Annotated in this window: 13 protein-coding genes; 3 read left to right on the forward strand and 10 right to left on the reverse strand. The window is 72.6% G+C overall.

The window, feature by feature from the left end; translation table 11 throughout:
- Nucleotides 1-120: 120 nt before the first annotated feature.
- The 8 genes from P8T65_RS12395 to rimP all read right to left on the reverse strand — a co-directional run bounded on the left by P8T65_RS12395 (nt 121) and on the right by rimP (nt 12460).
- A complete protein-coding gene (locus P8T65_RS12395) occupies nt 121-4725 on the reverse strand; it encodes a trypsin-like peptidase domain-containing protein (RefSeq protein ID WP_316725444.1) in 4605 nt (1534 codons plus the stop codon).
- 583 nt (nt 4726-5308) lie between these two features.
- On the reverse strand, nt 5309-6223 hold the full coding sequence (gene truB, locus P8T65_RS12400) for a tRNA pseudouridine(55) synthase TruB (RefSeq protein WP_316725445.1): 915 nt from the start codon (nt 6221-6223) through the stop codon (nt 5309-5311).
- On the reverse strand, nt 6220-6678 hold the full coding sequence (gene rbfA / locus P8T65_RS12405) for a 30S ribosome-binding factor RbfA (RefSeq protein WP_184899997.1): 459 nt from the start codon (nt 6676-6678) through the stop codon (nt 6220-6222). Before rbfA ends, truB begins: the two co-directional genes overlap by 4 nt.
- A gap of 63 nt (nt 6679-6741) precedes the next feature.
- A complete protein-coding gene (locus P8T65_RS12410) occupies nt 6742-7035 on the reverse strand; it encodes a DUF503 domain-containing protein (protein ID WP_184899995.1) in 294 nt (97 codons plus the stop codon).
- A 237-nt stretch (nt 7036-7272) separates the two neighbouring features.
- Nucleotides 7273-10374 carry a translation initiation factor IF-2 gene (gene infB / locus P8T65_RS12415; protein ID WP_316725446.1) on the reverse strand — a complete coding sequence of 1034 codons (3102 nt, stop codon included), beginning with the start codon at nt 10372-10374 and terminating at the stop codon, nt 7273-7275.
- A gap of 147 nt (nt 10375-10521) precedes the next feature.
- Entirely contained in the window at nt 10522-10818 is a 297-nt protein-coding gene (locus P8T65_RS12420; protein WP_184899991.1) for a YlxR family protein, read from the reverse strand.
- A gap of 134 nt (nt 10819-10952) precedes the next feature.
- Complete coding sequence (gene nusA / locus P8T65_RS12425) at nt 10953-11939, reverse strand: transcription termination factor NusA (protein WP_033527005.1); 987 nt, start codon at nt 11937-11939, stop codon at nt 10953-10955.
- Between the two features lie 2 nt (nt 11940-11941).
- The gene (gene rimP, locus P8T65_RS12430; RefSeq protein ID WP_184899989.1) at nt 11942-12460 is read right to left on the reverse strand and encodes a ribosome maturation factor RimP; all 519 of its coding nucleotides are present in this window, start codon (nt 12458-12460) and stop codon (nt 11942-11944) included.
- A gap of 234 nt (nt 12461-12694) precedes the next feature.
- Here rimP and P8T65_RS12435 point away from each other — a divergent pair, with 234 nt between their 5' ends.
- From P8T65_RS12435 to P8T65_RS12445, 3 genes are read left to right on the forward strand one after another with little or no spacing between them, the layout of a single operon-like run.
- Nucleotides 12695-13270 carry a hypothetical protein gene (locus tag P8T65_RS12435; protein WP_316725447.1) on the forward strand — a complete coding sequence of 192 codons (576 nt, stop codon included), beginning with the start codon at nt 12695-12697 and terminating at the stop codon, nt 13268-13270.
- Nucleotides 13267-13722 (forward strand): ferritin-like domain-containing protein, encoded by a 456-nt coding sequence (locus tag P8T65_RS12440; protein WP_316725448.1) that lies wholly within the window; start codon nt 13267-13269, stop codon nt 13720-13722. Before P8T65_RS12435 ends, P8T65_RS12440 begins: the two co-directional genes overlap by 4 nt.
- A 28-nt stretch (nt 13723-13750) precedes the next feature.
- A complete protein-coding gene (locus P8T65_RS12445; RefSeq protein ID WP_316725449.1) occupies nt 13751-14683 on the forward strand; it encodes an aminoglycoside phosphotransferase family protein in 933 nt (310 codons plus the stop codon).
- A 114-nt stretch (nt 14684-14797) separates the two neighbouring features.
- Here P8T65_RS12445 and P8T65_RS12450 read toward each other — a convergent pair whose 3' ends face one another.
- Together P8T65_RS12450 and P8T65_RS12455 are read right to left on the reverse strand one after the other, a co-directional pair.
- A complete protein-coding gene (locus P8T65_RS12450) occupies nt 14798-16501 on the reverse strand; it encodes a proline--tRNA ligase (RefSeq protein WP_184899983.1) in 1704 nt (567 codons plus the stop codon).
- Between the two features lie 101 nt (nt 16502-16602).
- Complete coding sequence (locus P8T65_RS12455) at nt 16603-17133, reverse strand: GNAT family N-acetyltransferase (protein ID WP_316725450.1); 531 nt, start codon at nt 17131-17133, stop codon at nt 16603-16605.
- Nucleotides 17134-17239 lie beyond the last annotated feature (106 nt).

Consider the following 17239-nt stretch of genomic DNA (forward strand, 5'->3'; position numbering starts at 1 on the left):
ACGCTTAACCCTTGCGCAGGTCTAAGGGTGCCATGCCCGATGCTCTCCGCCCGCATCGGCATCCGGGCTGTGACCCGGAGCACGGCACCCAGCCCCTCGCCCCGGCACGCGCGTCCCTCCTCACGCGGGCACCCGCACACCCGGTACGCCCGCCAGGTTCTCGATCATCCGACGCGTGCTGGGACCCACCACCGCCGCCCACTCCTGGGGCGTGCCGCTCAGCCAGCCGGCCACCAGCTCCGCGAAACCGGGCACATGGCGCGCCATGTCGACGAGTGCCCAGTCGAACCGGGTGGCCCCATCGGGCGTACGGACGAGGAGCAGGCCGATCCGGTGGACCAGCACCCGGACGGACGCGCCCTCGATCGTGCCCGCCGCACCCGTCATGTTCGCCATACCCGCCGTATTCGCCATACCCGCCGTATCCGATCTGCCCGTCGTGCTCGCGACCACCGCCCGCAGCAGCGCGTCGAGGACGGAGGGGTCCCGCTCGGTCGCCATCAGCAGGTCGAGCAGTTCGCGCCGCAGCGGGCCGGAAGCGGCGGTGCCCGGCTCGGCGAAGACCGCCGCGAGGGCCGCGCGCACCTGGACGGGACCGTCCACGATGAGGCCGCTGACCAGCGGGAACAGTACGGCGCGGGTGCCCGGACCGTGTTCCAGTCTGCGGTCGACGTACACGGCGACGTGTCCGGCCACCTCGGGGCGCAGGGCGACGACCTCCCGTACGAGGGCGGTGACGCGGCGTGCGAGGCCGGGCGTGGTGACCTCGGCGAGCGTACGCAGGGCCTCCCTGTCCGAGCCCTCGGCGCCCGGCACGCGCAGCCGCGCGCGGAATGCCTCCAGGACCGGGTCCGGGTCGGTGGCCAGCGCGGTGACCACGGCGCCGGCGGGCAGCTGCGGGTCACCGTCGGCGAAACGCGCCAGCGCCTGTGTCAGATACCGCGACCGGGTCCGCGGATCCCGTACGAGCAGGGCGAGGGCGCCGCTGTGCAGGGTGACGTCGGCGGGGCGGCCCAGCAGGGCGAGTGCCGCGTAGCGGAGGAGTTCGCGGTCCGCCTCGGTGCTGACGTGCGGAGCGGTCCGCAGTCCGTATGCGAGCCCCGCGACGCGCCGGGCCGGACGCTCGTCGTGCGCCCACCGGTCGACGGCCCGGCACACCGCCGAGGGCTCCTCCTCGGACAGTACGGCGAGGAGTTCGTCGCCCCGTCGGTGCGCGCTCTCGACGAGGGCTTCGGTCAGATCGTCCAGGGCACATCGGCGATGGGTGTGCAGCAGTGCCTGCGCGGCCGTCGCCACGGTGGCGTCCGGGGTCGCGACCAACGGGGTGTCGTCCAGGAACCAGCGGGTGAGGAGCGGTTGTACGGCGGCGGGGTCGGCCGCCAGCAGCCGGGAGACCGTGTCCAGGTAGCGAGGCCCCTCGCCGGTCGCCGGGTCGGCGACGACCAGGCGTCGCAGCAGATCGAACCGTTCCGCCTCGGGCAGGGGCAGTGAGGCCCAGAAGTCCGGCCCGAACTCGGCCGGCACGCCTCGGCCCTGGGCCCGCCAGGCCCCGATCCGCTCGGTGAGGAACCGCAGCACCCTGGTGTACGGCGTCGCGTCGGGCACCCGGAGCAGGGCCTCGGCCAGGAGACGGGTGGCCCACCAGGTGGGGTCGTCCGGGGCGGGGGCGCCCGGGGGCAACAGGGCGTCCAGGGCGTCGAGCAACTCCTCCAGGCGTCCGGCCAGTTCGGTGGGGCCCTGTTGCCGGCCGAGGAGGAGAAGGGCGTGGACGACGGGGCCGATCCGGTGGCGGGGCACGGGGAGGTTGCGGGTGGCCCGGCGTGCCTGCCTGCGGACACGCGCCTCCGAGGGCATCGTGCCCCAGCCGCGCCGTGCCTCGGCCCGGGCGACCCAGCCGTGGTGCACGAGCGCGTGCAGTGCGGCGTCGAGGTCCAGGTGGGCGCCCTGGATCCAGTCGGCCAGCTCCTCGTGGGCGAAGCGGTAGCCGTCGCCGGCCGGGACGAGCAGGCCCTCGGTGAGTACGGCCGAGGCCCAGCCGGTGGTGCCGCCGAGTCGCCGTCCCGGTACGGGTCCCCACGGGAACACGGCCTCGAACGCCGCCCGGTCCAACTCCCCCTGCCCGGGGCCGAGACACCGCCGGGCGGCCTCGTGCACCTGCCCCGCGACCTGCGCCGCCAGGCGCCGTACGCCGGCCCCTCGCACCCCGTTCACCGCGGCGAGCCGCACGGCGACCCGCAGACACATCAGATCCAGATAGGCAGCCAACACGTCGTCCCTGCCGGGGAGGCCGGAGGGGGTGGGGGGTTTGGGGGGTGCGGTTGGGCCGGAGGAGGTCGGGGTCGGGCCGGAGCCGTGGGTGGTCGAGTCGGCGGAGGTGCCGGTCGAGTCGGGAGAGGAGGCCACCGGATCCGGGGAGTAGGCCTCGCCGTACGCGGACGCCGTGCTGTACGGGGAGACCGCGCCGTACGCGGACGCCGCACCGTCCGAGGAGGCCTCGCCCACGGAGGAAGCCGCGTCCGGCGAGTGGACGGCCGACCCCGCAGCGGAGGCGGCTGATCCCGGGAAGGAGGCGGCTGATCCCGCAGCGAAGGTCGCCCCGGACGAGGCTGCCGTCGCGCTGAAGGAGGACGGTTCTCGGCCGGTGGAGGGCGGCGTCCGTCCCGGTGGGTGAGCGCCGGCGCCGCGTGCTGCGGAGCCGGCTGAGTCGGAGGCACCGCCGGGTTCGAGGGCGGGCGTGGTGATGCTCCAGGCTGAAGGGCCCTCAGCACCGGCTTGCGGGGCGCGGAGCCAGTGGCAGCCTGGCTCACCCGCTCCCCGGCCTCCCCGACCGTCCCGGCCCCGGTTCCCGGGCACCCCGCCGTACCCGCCCGGCCTCTCCGGCCCCTGGCCTCCCCGGCCGTCCCGACCGTGGTGCTCGGGCACCCCGCCGTACCCGCCCTGGCCCTCCGACCCCCGACCAACCCAGCCCTGCTTCTCCGGCCCTCCGTCCCCCGGTACTCGGTCCTCCGAGGCCCCGTCGGGCCGGTCCGCCCAGGTGGGCCCTGCCGGGGGCTCGTTCGGTGGGCCGGCGAAGGCGCCATCCTCGCCGGGCCCGCCGTTCATGGGGGCCGAGAGGGCGGCCCGGACCTCGGACAGGAGTCGCAGGGTGAGGGGGTGGCGGGCGTCCGCCGCGGGGAGCGCGTCCTCGGGGATCCCGTATCGCATGCGGGCCCGGCGGGCCTCGCTCTCGGTGAGGTCGCCCAGGCGCACGCAGGCCGGTCGGGGGTGCCCCTCACCGTGCACCAGGTCCGCCGGGAAGTGCGCCCCCGCCCGCTCCCAGTACTCGGCGCGGCAGGCCACCACGAGCCGGGCCCCGTTCGCCCGCAGCCACTCGACCGTCCCCGCGGTCCACTCGGCCAGCCGGTGCGCGAGCGTCGGCGGCATCTCCTCGGGTCCGTCGAGGAGCAGCAGCAGCGGCCGCCCCTCGGCCTCCGCGAGCCGCGCCAGCCGCTCCGGCCGGATGTCCCCCAACTCACCCTGGTAGCGCCCGGGCAGCCAGGGCCGTCCCACCCCAACGCCCGAGGAACTCTCACCGCCGCACGCACCCGCGGAAGCGGCGGAGGCGGCCGAGAAGTCCGACGCGGCCCACCCACCGGCCTCCCCCGCCTCCGGCGAAGCGCCCCACTCCCCCGTCGAACTCTCCGTGTCCGCCCCGACCGCCGAGACCGCCGCCGTGGACGCCGCCACGATCCGTCCCGCGCGTTCCAGGGCGCGGCGGGCCGCGTCCGCGACGGAGGTGTCGTCGGAGAGGAGGTCGGCGCCGCGGAGCCAGAGGGTGGGAGCGGGGGCAGGACCCCGGCCGCGTCGGGCGGCAAGCGCGGCCAGTTCCGTCGTACGGCCGCTGCCGGGCGGTCCGACGAGACCGAGAACCGTGGCGGGGCCCTCGGAGAAGGCGCTGAACTCCCTTACGACATCGACCCGTTCGACGGGATCGGCACCGGTCGCCGCCACTGCCCCCGCACCCGCCCCCGGCCCGTCCGAGCCCACCGTCGTGGCCGTGAGCTCCAGCACCCCCGCCAGGTTCAGATCGGTCCCGTACGCCGGTACGCTCGCCGCGTTGCGCGCGAGCAGCTCGGCCAGCGGCTGTTCGGCCCGCCACCCGCGCAGGGGGACGGCGAAGCCGGTGGCCCGGTGCTGTGCCTCCAGCGCCGTACCGAGGACACCCAGGACCGCACCCGTGGTCATGTCGAGCACGGGTCCCCCGGCCGCGCCACCGCCCAGCCGCAGTGCCTCGCTCCCGGCGGTGCCGATCGCCAACTCCAGTGCGCCGCGCAACAGATGGAAACCGTCGGTCGCGGTGTACGTCACGTCCGCCGTGCCCAGCACCCGAGCCTCGCGCCAGCCGCCGGCCGCGATAAGGACGTACGCGCCCGTCTCGACCCCGTCCCTCGGGGCGAAGGGCAGCGGATCCACGGACAGCCCCTGGGTGCGGATGAGCGCGAGATCGAGGGCGGGCAGCGGGGTGACCGCGTCGGACGTCACCACGCAGACACGGTCGCCGGTGGCGCGCACCACGATCCGGGCCAGGCCGTCCACCGCCTCGTGGCTGGTGACGACCGTGCCGTGGTGGTCGGCGACGAAGCCCGTGCCGCGTGGTCGTCCCGTCAGATCGCCGACCCGCACCAGGACTTCGTCCCGCGCCGCCCGGCGGCCGTCGTCGGTCGCCCGACGGCCCCGTACCACCATGTCCTGACCTCCCCGTCGTACCTGCGTTCCGACGGTAGGCACGTGAAGATCAGCGGAACAGATCGCGCGGCGAACGCGCCCCCTTCCGCTCCCTCGGTTCACTCCGAGCGCCTGCACGAAGGGGTGAATAGCCCCGAGCAGATGGATACACCTCTGGGTGGGGGAACCGAGGGGGGACCGTGGAGCGGCGGGAACAGCTACCCCGTGACCGCCGCTCCACGCTCCGCTGGGTTCGGCCGTGTCGTGACGGGGGCGGCGCGGTGCGTGTGGCTCCGGGCAGGGGCAGGGGTTGCGCCCCTGGGAGCCCCGCCTATCACTCGGGTTGTCTCGCTGGGTTTCGTGGGTGCGGGTCGTGCGTGGTTGCTCGCGCAGTTCCCCGCGCCCCTAAAAACCGCAGGGCCCCGCGCCCCGCAGAACCCCTCTTGTCCCGCACCCCTCGAAACCCGCAGGGCCCCGCACCCCGCCGCGCCCCGCACCCCTGAGAACCCGCAGGCCCCGGGGGCCGCAAGAACCCTCAGCCACCGTGCCCACCCATGACTGACCCATGGCTGACCCATGACTGACCCACGGAGTCGGCGCCGGCTCAGCCGAAGACTGCCAGGCTCTTCGCCTTGCCCTTCTGGCTTTCGACCAGGGCCAGGAAGCGGCCCGTGGGGTCGAAGACTGCGGTGGCGCCCCGGTCCGTGTACTCCTCGGGCATCTCCAGGCGGACGCCGTTCAGCAGGAGCCTGGCCCGCTTCTCGTCCACGTCCCAGCGGGGGAACGCGGCCGCGGCGGCCTCGGCGACCGGCATGACGGTCAGCTCCTGCTGGAGCTGGTCGAGGGTGCGCGCGGAGTCCAGCTTGTACGGACCGACGCGGGTGCGGCGCAGCGCCGTGAGGTGGCCCCCGACGCCCAGTCCCGTGCCCAGGTCGCGGGCGAGGGCACGGATGTACGTCCCGGAGGAGCACACCACCGACACCACCAGGTCGAGTACGGGGGTGCCGTCCTCGGCGACGGCCTCGCGGACGTCGTACACGGCGAAGGAGGAGACGGTGACGGGCCGGGCGGGAATCTCGAAGTCCTCGCCGTCCCGGGCCCGTTTGTACGACCGCACGCCGTCGATCTTGATGGCGCTGACCTTGGACGGCACCTGCATGATCTGTCCGGTCAGCTCGGCCACACCGGCGTCGACCGCGTCCCGGGTGACCTTCGACGCGTCGACCGACGCCGTGATCTCGCCCTCGGCGTCGTCGGTGACCGTTGTCTGCCCGAGCCGGATGGTGCCGAGGTACTCCTTCTCGGTGAGGGCGAGGTGACCGAGCAGCTTGGTCGCCTTCTCCACCCCCAGGACGAGTACTCCGGTGGCCATCGGGTCGAGCGTCCCCGCGTGCCCGACCCGTCGGGTCCGGGCGATGCCCCGCATCTTGGCGACGACATCGTGCGAAGTGAAGCCCGACGGCTTGTCGACGATGGCAAGGCCGTCGGGCGTGGTGTTCTTCTGGCGCTGCTGGGTCATTCGGCGGCGGCATCCTCGTCGTCATCGGCGTCGTCGCCCGGCTTGCGGTACGGGTCGGCCTCACCGGCGTACCTGGCGCCCGACGCGCTCTCGCGGACCTGGGCGTCGGAGGCCCGTGCCTTGTCGAGGAGGTCGTCGATGGTCCGGGCGGTGTCCGGGAGGGCGTCGGCCACGAAGGTGAGGGTCGGTGTGAACTTCACCTGCGCGGCGCGGCCGACCTCGGAGCGGAGGATGCCCTTGGCGCTCTCCAGCCCCGCGGCGGCGGCCGCCCGCTCCTCGTCGTCCCCGTACACGGTGTAGAAGACGGTCGCCTCCCGCAGGTCCCCGGTCACCCGGGTGTCCGTGATGGTGACGTGTGAGCCGAGCCGCGGGTCCTTGATCCCGCGCAGCAGCTTCTGGGCCACCACCTCTCGGATGAGGTCCGCCAGCCTCTTGGCACGCGCGTTGTCGGCCACTGGTCCGTCTCCTAGCTCGTTCTGCTTGACTACTGCTTCTTCAACTGTCCCCGAGCCGCCGGTTCAGTCGTCGTCGCCGTGCAGGCGCCGCCGTACCGAGAGCAGCTCGATCTCGGGGCGCGCGGCGACCAGCCGCTCGCACCGGTCCAGTACGTCGGTCAGGTGCCCCGTGTCACCGGACACCGCCGCCAGGCCGATCACGGCCCTGCGGTGCAGATCCATATGGTCGACCTCCGCCACGCTCACCGCGAACCTGCGGTGCAGCTCGGCCACGATCGGGCGGACGACGGAGCGCTTCTCCTTCAGCGACCGTACGTCGCCGAGGAGGAGATCGAAGGACAGAGTCCCCACGTACATGTGTGTATCCGGTTCACCCACCGGTACGGGATCGATGGCCCACCCGTAGGCCGGGCGGCAACATCAGAACCGTACATCGAAAGGCGGACGCCCTCGACGGGATTTGTTCGCGACCCCGGCCCGGGTGATCAGGGACGCGGGGAACTGCGCGAAGGGGGTCCGGGGGCGAAGCCCCCAGGAACGGCCACGCCGGCCGGGGGCGCCCGATGGCACCCCCGGCCGGCGTGAACCACCGGCTTACGCCCGCGGCTTCTCGCGCATCTCGTACGTCGCGATGACGTCGTCGACCTTGATGTCGTTGAAGTTTCCGAGGTTGATACCACCCTCGAAGCCTTCGCGGATCTCGGTGACGTCGTCCTTGAAGCGACGCAGACCGGAGATGGTGAGGTTCTCCGCGATGACCTTGCCGTCGCGGACGAGGCGCGCCTTGGTGTTGCGCTTGACCTCGCCCGAGCGGACCAGGACACCGGCGATGTTGCCCAGCTTGGACGACTTGAAGACCTCGCGGATCTCCGCCGTGCCGAGCTCGACCTCCTCGTACTCCGGCTTGAGCATGCCCTTGAGGGCCGCCTCGATCTCCTCGATGGCCTGGTAGATCACCGAGTAGTACCGGACGTCCACGCCCTCGCGCTCGGCCATCTGCGCGGCACGGCCGGCCGCGCGGACGTTGAAGCCGATCACGATGGCGTCGGAGCCCATCGCCAGGTCGATGTCGGACTCCGTGACCGCACCGACGCCGCGGTGCAGGACGCGGATGTCGACCTCTTCGCCGACGTCGAGCTGGAGCAGCGAGGACTCGAGGGCCTCCACCGAACCGGACGCGTCGCCCTTGATGATGAGGTTGAGTTCCTGCACCAGACCGGCCTTGAGCGCCTCGTCCAGGTTCTCCAGGGAGAATCGGACGCCACGCCGGGCGAAGTTGGCGTTGCGCTCGCGCGCCGCCCGCTTCTCGGCGATCTGACGGGCCGTACGGTCCTCGTCGACGACCAGGAAGTTGTCGCCGGCACCCGGGACGTTGGTGAGACCCAGGACCAGGACGGGGGTCGACGGACCCGCTTCCTCGACGTTGTTGCCGTTGTCGTCGAGCATCGCCCGGACACGGCCGTACGCGTCGCCGACGACCATGGTGTCGCCGATGCGCAGCGTGCCGCGCTGGACCAGGACCGTCGAGACGGCACCTCGACCACGGTCGAGGTGGGACTCGATCGCGATGCCCTGCGCGTCCTGCTCCGGGTTGGCCCGCAGGTCGAGCGAGGCGTCCGCGGTGAGAACCACGGCCTCCAGCAGGCTGTCGATGTTGAGACCCTGCTTGGCGGAGATGTCGACGAACATGGTGTCGCCGCCGTACTCCTCGGCCACCAGGCCGTACTCGGTCAGCTGACCGCGCACCTTGGTCGGGTCCGCGCCCTCGACGTCGATCTTGTTGACCGCGACGACGATCGGAACGTCGGCCGCCTTGGCGTGGTTGAGCGCCTCGACCGTCTGCGGCATGACGCCGTCGTTGGCCGCGACGACCAGGATCGCGATGTCGGTCGACTTCGCACCACGGGCACGCATGGCGGTGAACGCCTCGTGACCAGGGGTGTCGATGAAGGTGATCCTGCGCTCTTCGTCGTTGACCTGGGTGGCGACCTGGTATGCGCCGATGTGCTGCGTGATACCGCCGGCCTCGCCCGCGACGACGTTCGTCTTGCGGATGGTGTCCAGCAGTCGGGTCTTACCGTGGTCGACGTGACCCATGACGGTCACGACCGGCGGACGCGCGACGAGGAACTCCTCGCCACCCTCGTCCTCGCCGAACTCGATGTCGAAGGATTCGAGCAGCTCGCGGTCCTCCTCCTCCGGGCTGACGATCTCGACGACGTAGTTCATCTCGCCGGCGAGCAGCTGGAGGGTCTCGTCGGAGACGGACTGCGTGGCGGTGACCATCTCGCCGAGGTTCATCATCACGGCGACGAGCGACGCCGGGTTGGCGTTGATCTTCTCCGCGAAGTCGGTGAGGGAGGCACCGCGCGACAGGCGGACGGACTGTCCGTTGCCGCGAGGCAGCATCACGCCGCCGACCGACGGGGCCTGCATGGCCTCGTACTCCTGGCGCCTCTGCCGCTTCGACTTGCGGCCGCGACGCGCGGGACCGCCGGGACGACCGAAGGCGCCCTGCGTGCCACCACGGGCACCCGGACCACCGGGACGACCACCGAAGCCGGGACGGCCACCGCCGCCGGCACCCGGACCACCGGGACGACCGGCGAAACCGCCGCCGCCACCGGGAGCACCCGGACGACCGGCGAAACCGCCACCGCCGCCACCGGGACGACCGGCGAAGCCGCCACCGCCACCGGGACGACCGCCGCCACCGCCACCGGGACGACCGCCGCCACCGGGACCGCGGCCACCGGGGCCACCGCCGCCGGGACGCGGGCCGGCAGCCGGACGCTGCGGCATCATGCCGGGGTTCGGACGGGGGCCGCCGGGGCCGCCGCCGGGACGGGGACCGCCGCCCTGCGGACGAGGCATGCCGCCCGGGGTCGGACGGGCGCCGCCCGGAGCCTGCGGACGGGGACCGCCGCCGGCACCCTGCGGACGGGGCGCCTGGCCGGGAGCCGAGGGACGCGGACCGCCCTGGGCACCGCCGGGGCCGCCCTGGCCGCCGTGTCCACCAGGTCGAGGCGCACCGCCGGGACGGGGGCCCTGCGGGCGACCCATGCCGGTGGAACCGCCGGAGGTGAAGGGGTTGTTACCGGGACGCGGACCCGCGGGACGGGCACCGCCCGGCTTGGGCGCACCGGCGCCGGGACGGGCACCACCAGGGCGCGGGGCCTGGCCGCCACGCTCCTGGCCGGGACCGCTCGGGCGCTGCTGGCCACCGGGACGCGGCGCACCCGGGCCCGGACGGGCGCCCGGACGCGGGGTCGACGAGGGGGCGGCCGGAGCCGACGGGGGTGCCTGGAACTCGGGCACGCTCGGGGCCGGGGAGGCCGGAGCGGGCTTCGGCGTCGGCGGCTTGGGACCGGGCGTCGGGCGCGGACCCGGGGCCGGAGCGGCGGGCCGCTCGGCGGCGGGCGGCTTCGGCGCGGCCGGACCGGGACGAGGCGCGGCCGGACGTGCGGCCTGCGCGGGAGAAGGGGCCGCCGGACGTGCCGGGGCGGCCTTGCGCGGGGCGGGCTTGCCGCCGCCGCTGCCCTGCTGGAGGGCGTCAGTCAGTTTGCGTACAACGGGCGCCTCGATCGTCGAGGACGCCGAACGGACGAATTCACCGAGCTCTTGGAGCTTGGCCATGACGACCTTGCTCTCAACCCCGAACTCCTTGGCGAGTTCGTATACCCGGACCTTAGCCACTTCGCTCCTTTTTAGGTCCGGGTGCGTCCGGACCGTCGCTACTTCATGGGCGTACTCATCGCGTGCTCATCGAGTGCTCATCGCAATCTCGACCTACTTCCAACTCGCGGGGTACCAGGGCCGCACGGAGGTTCCGTGCGACACGTCTTACGGTGTTGCCTGCTCGGCAACTGTTGTCTGCTCCACGTATCGGCGCAACGCCTTTGTGTCGAGCGCTCCCGGGGCGCGCAGCGCCCGTGTGAACGCCCGGCGGCGTACGCCCAGGTCGAGACAGACCTGAACGGGGTGTACGTACGCACCCCGGCCGGGCAGCGTACCGCGAGGATCGGGGACGCATTCGTCCTCGATCGCCACGACGCGCAGCAGTTCGGTCTTGGTCGATCGCTGCCTGCACCCCACACAGGTGCGTTCAGGGCATGCGCGGGCGCGCGTCCGGCCAGACACTGCTAAGTCTACCTCCCCGCAGCGACCTCACCCCTTTGGGGCAAGAATCGAACACTTGCAGCACGTATAACTGACGTGATCTAAGCGACCTGCGGCTTGGATCTATTCCCCGACCGCCCGGACGACTGCGACGACTACTCGGACGGCTGTTCGGTGTCCGGTCGGATGTCGATCCGCCAGCCGGTGAGACGGGCGGCGAGGCGGGCGTTCTGGCCCTCCTTGCCGATCGCCAGCGACAGCTGGTAGTCGGGCACCGTCACGCGCGCGGAGCGGGCCGCGAGGTCCACCACATCGACCTTGGAGACCCGGGCCGGGGAGAGCGCGTTCGCCACCATCTCCGCCGGGTCGTCCGACCAGTCGACGATGTCGATCTTCTCACCGTTCAGCTCGCCCATGACATTGCGCACCCGGCCGCCCATCGGACCGATGCAGGCGCCCTTGGCGTTCAGACCGCTGCGGGTCGAGCGGACGGCGATCTTCGTGCGGTGCCCCGCCTCCCGGGCGATGGCGGCGATCTCGACGGACCCGTCGGCGATCTCCGGCACCTCCAGGGCGAAGAGCTTCTTCACCAGGTTCGGGTGGGTGCGGGAGAGCGTCACGGAGGGGCCGCGCACACCCTTCGCCACCCGTACGACGTACGACCGGAGCCGCATGCCGTGCTGGTAGGTCTCGCCGGGGACCTGCTCCTGCACGGGCAGGATGGCCTCCAGCTTGCCGATGTCGACGAGCACGTTCTTCGGGTCGCGGCCCTGCTGGACCACACCGGTGACGATGTCGCCCTCGCGCCCGGCGTACTCACCGAGCGTGGCGTCGTCCTCGGCGTCCCGCAGTCGCTGCAGGATCACCTGTTTGGCGGTGGTGGCGGCGATGCGCCCGAAGTCCGACGGGGTGTCGTCGAACGCGCGTGCCTCCTGCCCCTCCTCCAGGTCCTCGGGGTCCTCCTTCGCCCACACGGTCACATGGCCGGTCTCCCGGTTGAGCTCCACGCGCGCGTGGCGGCGGCTTCCCTCGGTGCGGTGGTAGGCGATGAGGAGGGCCGCCTCGATCGCCTCGACGAGCAGGTCGAAGGAGATCTCCTTCTCCCGCACCAAGCCCCTGAGGGCACTCATGTCGATGTCCACGGCTACGCCTCCTCCTCTTCCGTCATGTCCTTCTGGTCCTTCTTGTCTTTGCGGTTGAACTCGACCTGGACGCGGGCCCTGTCGATCTCCGCGAAGGCGAGCCGGCGAGTGGTGGCCTTGCGGCCCTTCACCCCGGGCACTTCGAGGTCGAGGCCGTCGTCGTCCACGGTCAGGATTCTGGCGATCAGTTCCCCGTCCTCGCGGAGCGCGAACTTCACCAGACGGTCCACGGCACGGCGGTAGTGACGGTGTTCGGTGAGGGCGCGCTCGGCACCCGGCGTACCGACTTCCAGGGTGTACTCCGCCTGGCCCATCGCGTCCGTCTCGTCCAGCTTGGCCGAGAGGGCGCGGCTGACGTCGGCGACGGTGTCCAGATCGGCGCCCTCGTCCGAGTCGACGACCACCCGCAGCACCCGCTTGCGTCCGACCGAGTCCACTGCGATCTCTTCGAGATCCAGGCCCTGGGAGCGTACGAGCGGTTCCAGCAGTTCTCGCAGCCTCTCGCTCTGGGTGGTGCTCATCCGGGTGACTCCTCGGCCGCGTGTGCTGTTGTGGGTAGGGCGCGTGTCAGGTCAAAGGGTAGCCGCTCCACTGGGGTGTTGCCGTCCGCCTCCGAGCTCGGGTGGCGTAGTCCGTGCGGCGCGTGCGGGTTGTCCGTGGCTCGGCGCGCCGTTCCCCGCGCCCCTTCCGGGGCGCGGCCGGGTAACGTGATCACACCGCTCTTTTGTTCGTACGACCCCCCGAGGACGTCTGCCGTGTCGTTCAGCCTGTCGTCGCGTGCCCCGTCGGGGCCGCGCAGAAGGAGTTTGCTGGTCGGGGCCGCCGGTGTGGGGCTGCTCGCCGGGTGCTCGTCCGGGAGTGAGGGGTCCGACGGCGGGAGTGGCAGGTCGGAGCTGGAGCGGGCGCGCGCTCGTGCGGCGCGGGACAGCGAAGGGCTTGTGGACCGGTACGACCTGGTGCTCGCCGCCCATCCGGACCTGGCCGCGCTGCTGACCCCGCTGCGGGCGGAGGTTGTACGGCACGCCGAGGCGTTCGGGGGCGCGAAGGGGGCGGGCGCGGGTGAGGCGAGCGCCTCCCCGTCCGGCTCGCCGTCCTCCTCGGATGCGCCGTCCCCGTCCGGTACGCCGTCCTCGTCCGCCTCGGCTTCCTCCGCCCCCGTGCCCGACGACCCCCGGGCCGCCCTCGCCGAGCTGGCCGCCGCCGAGCGGACGCTCGCCGACAAGCGGGCCAGGACATTGCTTCGGGTGCCGGGGGAGGTGGCGCGGCTGATGGCCTCGGTGGCGGCGGCGGGCGCCGGGCACGCGTACATGTTGACGGAGGGTGCGAAGTGAGCAGCGGGGAGCTGAAGGCGGTACAGGCGGCGCTCGGGGCCGAGCACGCCGCCGTGTACGGCTACGGCGTCGTCGGCGGGAAGATCGGCGAGGCGCGCCGGCGCGAGGCACGGGAGGCGTACGACGCGCACCGGGCCCGCCGGGACGAGCTCACCCGGGCCGTACGGGACCTGGGCGGCAAGCCCGCCGTGGCGGCCGCCGGGTACGCGTTGCCGTTCCAGGTGGCCGATTCCGAGTCCGCCGTGCGGCTCGCCGCGGAGCTGGAGGAACGGGTGGCGGGCGTCTACTCCGATCTCGTGCGGGCGGCCGAGGGCGACCGTCGCGCCACGGCCGCCGAGGCGCTGCGGGAGGCGGCGGTGCGGGCGGTGCGGTGGCGGGGCGGAAGCGTAGCCTTCCCTGGTCTCGCCGAGCGGACGGCCGCCGCCGGCCCGTCGGCGACACCGCACACCTGATCACGCTCCGGAAGGGAACGACTCGCCCATGGCGCGCATGGCCTTCGAGGACTTCGAACCACCGCGGCGGCTGGTGCGAGCGCTCGCCGAGACCCGTCGGCCGGACGGCGGGGACGGGATCGGCGAGTGGCTGGAAGGACTCCCCGCGCTGGCCCAACAGGCCGTGGATCTCCGCGAGTTGACGGTCGAACGCGTACAGGCCCCAGGTGGCCGGAGCAGTCTGGTGCTCCTGGTGCGGCTCATCGACGGCACGCCCGCCGTGCTCAAGCTGGCGCCTGATCGGGCCCGGCCGGAGGGCGAGCGGGCCGCGCTCGCGCACTGGGACGGGCGGGGAGCCGTTCAGTTGCTGAACCCGGGGGACAGTCATGGTGTGCTGCTGCTGGAGCGACTGCACCCCGATCTGTCGGTGCGGTCGCTGCCCGAGGCGAAGGCTCTGCTGGAGGCCGCGGCGACCCTGCGCCGACTGTGGGTCGAGCCGCCCGAGGCGCATGTCTTCGAGACCGTGTCCGAGCGGACGGGCCGGCAGGGGGAGGCCCTGCAGGCGGGCGCCGAGGAGGACCCCGAGGTGCGGGGGCTGGTCGACGCGGCTCTCGGGGTCCGTGCGGAGCTGCTGGAGTCCGCGCCGGAGGAGCGGTTGCTGCACGGGACGTTCCGGCAGAGCAAGGTGCTCGCCGGGGAGCGGTTGCCGTGGCTGGCTGTGGGGCCGGATCCAGTCGTGGGTGAGTGCGCGTTCGATCTGGCCCGGTTGGTGCGGGATCGCGTGGAGGATCTGATCGCCTCGCCGTCGGGGGCGGCGATCACTCGGCGGCGGGTGCGGAAACTGGCCGAGTCGCTGGAAGTGGATCAGGAGCGGCTGCGGGGGTGGACGTTGTTCCGGGCCGTGGAGTCGGGGGTACGGGCCCGGCGGGTGGGGCGACCGCGGGACGCCGAGCTGTTGCTGGAGTTCGCCGGGTGGCTTTGACCGGGTCCGTCGACACAGCCCCTCGCCCCTGGGGGTGCCGTCCGGTTTCCCCGACCGTGGTGGCGTTCTGTCACGCCCCACGGTCGGGGAACGGTCCGGGAGGAGCGAGGTTGCTCAGACCGTCAGGCGGGCGATCGCCTCGTCGACCGTCAGCTCCTCGCGCTCGCCGGTGCGGCGGTCCTTCAGCTCCAGGACGCCTTCGGCGGAGCGGCGGCCGGCGACCAGGATCTTCGGTACGCCGATCAGCTCGGAGTCGGTGAACTTCACGCCCGGCGAGACACCCGCGCGGTCGTCGACCAGGACGCGGAGGCCGGCGGCCCGCAGCTTCTCGGAGACGTCGAGGGCCAGTTCGGTCTGGAGGGCCTTGCCCGCGGCGACGACGTGGACGTCGGCCGGAGCGACCTCGGCCGGCCAGCACAGGCCCTTGTCGTCGGCGGACTGTTCGGCGAGGGCGGCGACCGCGCGGGAGACGCCGATGCCGTAGGAGCCCATGGTGACGCGGACGGGCTTGCCGTTCTGGCCGAGGACGTCGAGCTTGAGGGCGTCGGCGTACTTGCGGCCAAGCTGGAAGATGTGGCCGATCTCGATGGCGCGGTCCAGCCTGAGGCCGGTGCCGCAGTTCGGGCAGGGGTCGCCCTCCTGGACCACCACGACGTCGACGTACTCGGCGACCTCGAAGTCCCGGCCCGCGACGACGTTCTTGGCGTGCGTGCCGGGCTTGTTGGCGCCGGTGATCCAGGCGGTGCCCGGGGCGACGCGCGGGTCGGCGATGTACGTGACCTTCTCGCCGAGGCCCTGCGGGCCGACATAGCCGCGGACCAGGTCGGGGCGGCCGGCGAAGTCCGCCTCGGTGACCATCTCGACGACCGCCGGGGCGAAGTGCGCCTCGACCTTGCCCATGTCGACCTCGCGGTCACCGGGGACGCCGACGGCGACGATCTCGCCGTCGACCTTGACGAGGAGGTTCTTCAGGGTGGCGGAGGCCTCGACGCCCAGGTGCGCGGCGAGGGTCTCGATGGTCGGGGTGTCCGGGGTCGGGATCTCTTCGAGGGCGGGTACGTCGCCCGCGTCCACCGGCTTCAGTTCGAAGGTGATCGCCTCGGTGTTGGCCGCGAAGTCGCACGCCGGGCAGTCCGCGAAGGTGTCCTCGCCGGCGCCCGCCGGGGCGAGGAACTCCTCCGACTTCGAGCCGCCCATCGCGCCGGCCGTGGCGGCGCAGATGCGGTAGTCGAGGCCGAGGCGCTCGAACACCTTCTGGTACGCCTGGCGGTGCAGGGCGTACGACTGGGCCAGGCCCTCGTCCTCGGTGTCGAAGGAGTACGAGTCCTTCATCAGGAACTCACGGCCGCGCAGGATGCCGGCGCGGGGGCGGGCCTCGTCACGGAACTTGGTCTGGATCTGGTAGAGGATCACCGGCAGGTCCTTGTAGGAGGACGCCTGGTCCTTCACGATCAGCGTGAAGATCTCCTCGTGGGTGGGGCCGAGGAGGTAGTCACCGCCCTTGCGGTCCTTCAGGCGGAACAGCTCCGGACCGTACTCGTCCCAGCGGCCGGTCGCCTCGTACGGCTCCTTCGGCAGCAGGGCGGGGAGCAGCACCTCCTGGGCGCCGATCGCGTCCATCTCCTCGCGGACGATCCGCTCCACGTTGGCGAGGACCTTCTTGCCGAGCGGCAGCCAGGTCCACACACCGGCTGCGGTGCGGCGGACGTAACCGGCGCGGACGAGGAGCTTGTGGCTGAGCACCTCGGCGTCCGCGGGGTCGTCGCGCAGCGTCTTCGCCATCAACTGGGACATGCGCTGGACCGGTGCGTTCGCCATGGTTGTCGTACTCCTGCCGGGGTTTGGTTGATGGCAGGAGGTTAGCCGGGGGGCGGGTGCCCGTGGAAATCCGGTGGTGGCGAGGGAGGTCGGCGGGCCGGCTACCTGCGACGCAGGGGCAGGGGGGCGCCCATCACGGCGTAGGGCATGGGGGCGCTGGGGAAGACGACCTGGCGGGCGAGGTCGGTGTAGCCGAGGGAGTGGTAGAGGCCGCGGGCGGGACTGTCGACGTCGATCGCGGAGAGGATCGAACGGGGTTCGACGGCGCTGTCGGTGATGGTGGTGATCAGGGCGCGGCCGACGCCGTGGTTCTGGTGGCGGGGATGGACGTGCAGTTCGGTGATGACGAAGGAGTCGTCCAGCCAGTGGGCGTGGCCGAGGGCGCGGAGGTAGGGCTCGACGACGGTGGACCACCAGTGGGTGCGGTCGTTGGGCATGCCGTAGACGAAGCCGACGAGGCGGCCTCCGGACGTGGCGCCGAGGGCTCTGGCCCCCGGGTACGTCATGTGGCGGAGGACGATCTGGCGGCGGACCGCGACCTCGTCGGGGCCCAGGCCGAAGGCTACGGCTTGTACGGCTAGGGCCTCGTCTACGTGGGCGGGGAGGTCCAAGGGGCCGATGACGAGGTCCATGTTGCGGATGCTACAGGGGGGTTCGGGTTGTGTGCGGGGTGCGGGTTGGATGTGGCTGGTCGCACCCACGCGGCGGAGCCGCATAGGAAATACGGTCCCGCGCCCC

It is taken from the genome of Streptomyces sp. 11x1 (genome assembly GCF_032598905.1).
GTDB lineage: Bacteria > Actinomycetota > Actinomycetes > Streptomycetales > Streptomycetaceae > Streptomyces.

Excerpts from the sequence above, each read along its gene's own strand:
- truB (WP_316725445.1), bottom strand. The coding sequence starts at position 6,223 with ATGACCCAGCAGCGCCAGAAGAACACCACGCCCGACGGCCTTGCCATC.
- P8T65_RS12395 (WP_316725444.1), bottom strand. The coding sequence starts at position 4,725 with ATGGTGGTACGGGGCCGTCGGGCGACCGACGACGGCCGCCGGGCGGCG.
- P8T65_RS12445 (WP_316725449.1), top strand. The coding sequence starts at position 13,751 with ATGGCGCGCATGGCCTTCGAGGACTTCGAACCACCGCGGCGGCTGGTG.
- rimP (WP_184899989.1), bottom strand. The coding sequence starts at position 12,460 with ATGAGCACCACCCAGAGCGAGAGGCTGCGAGAACTGCTGGAACCGCTC.
- P8T65_RS12455 (WP_316725450.1), bottom strand. The coding sequence starts at position 17,133 with ATGGACCTCGTCATCGGCCCCTTGGACCTCCCCGCCCACGTAGACGAG.
- P8T65_RS12450 (WP_184899983.1), bottom strand. The coding sequence starts at position 16,501 with ATGGCGAACGCACCGGTCCAGCGCATGTCCCAGTTGATGGCGAAGACG.
- P8T65_RS12410 (WP_184899995.1), bottom strand. The coding sequence starts at position 7,035 with ATGTACGTGGGGACTCTGTCCTTCGATCTCCTCCTCGGCGACGTACGG.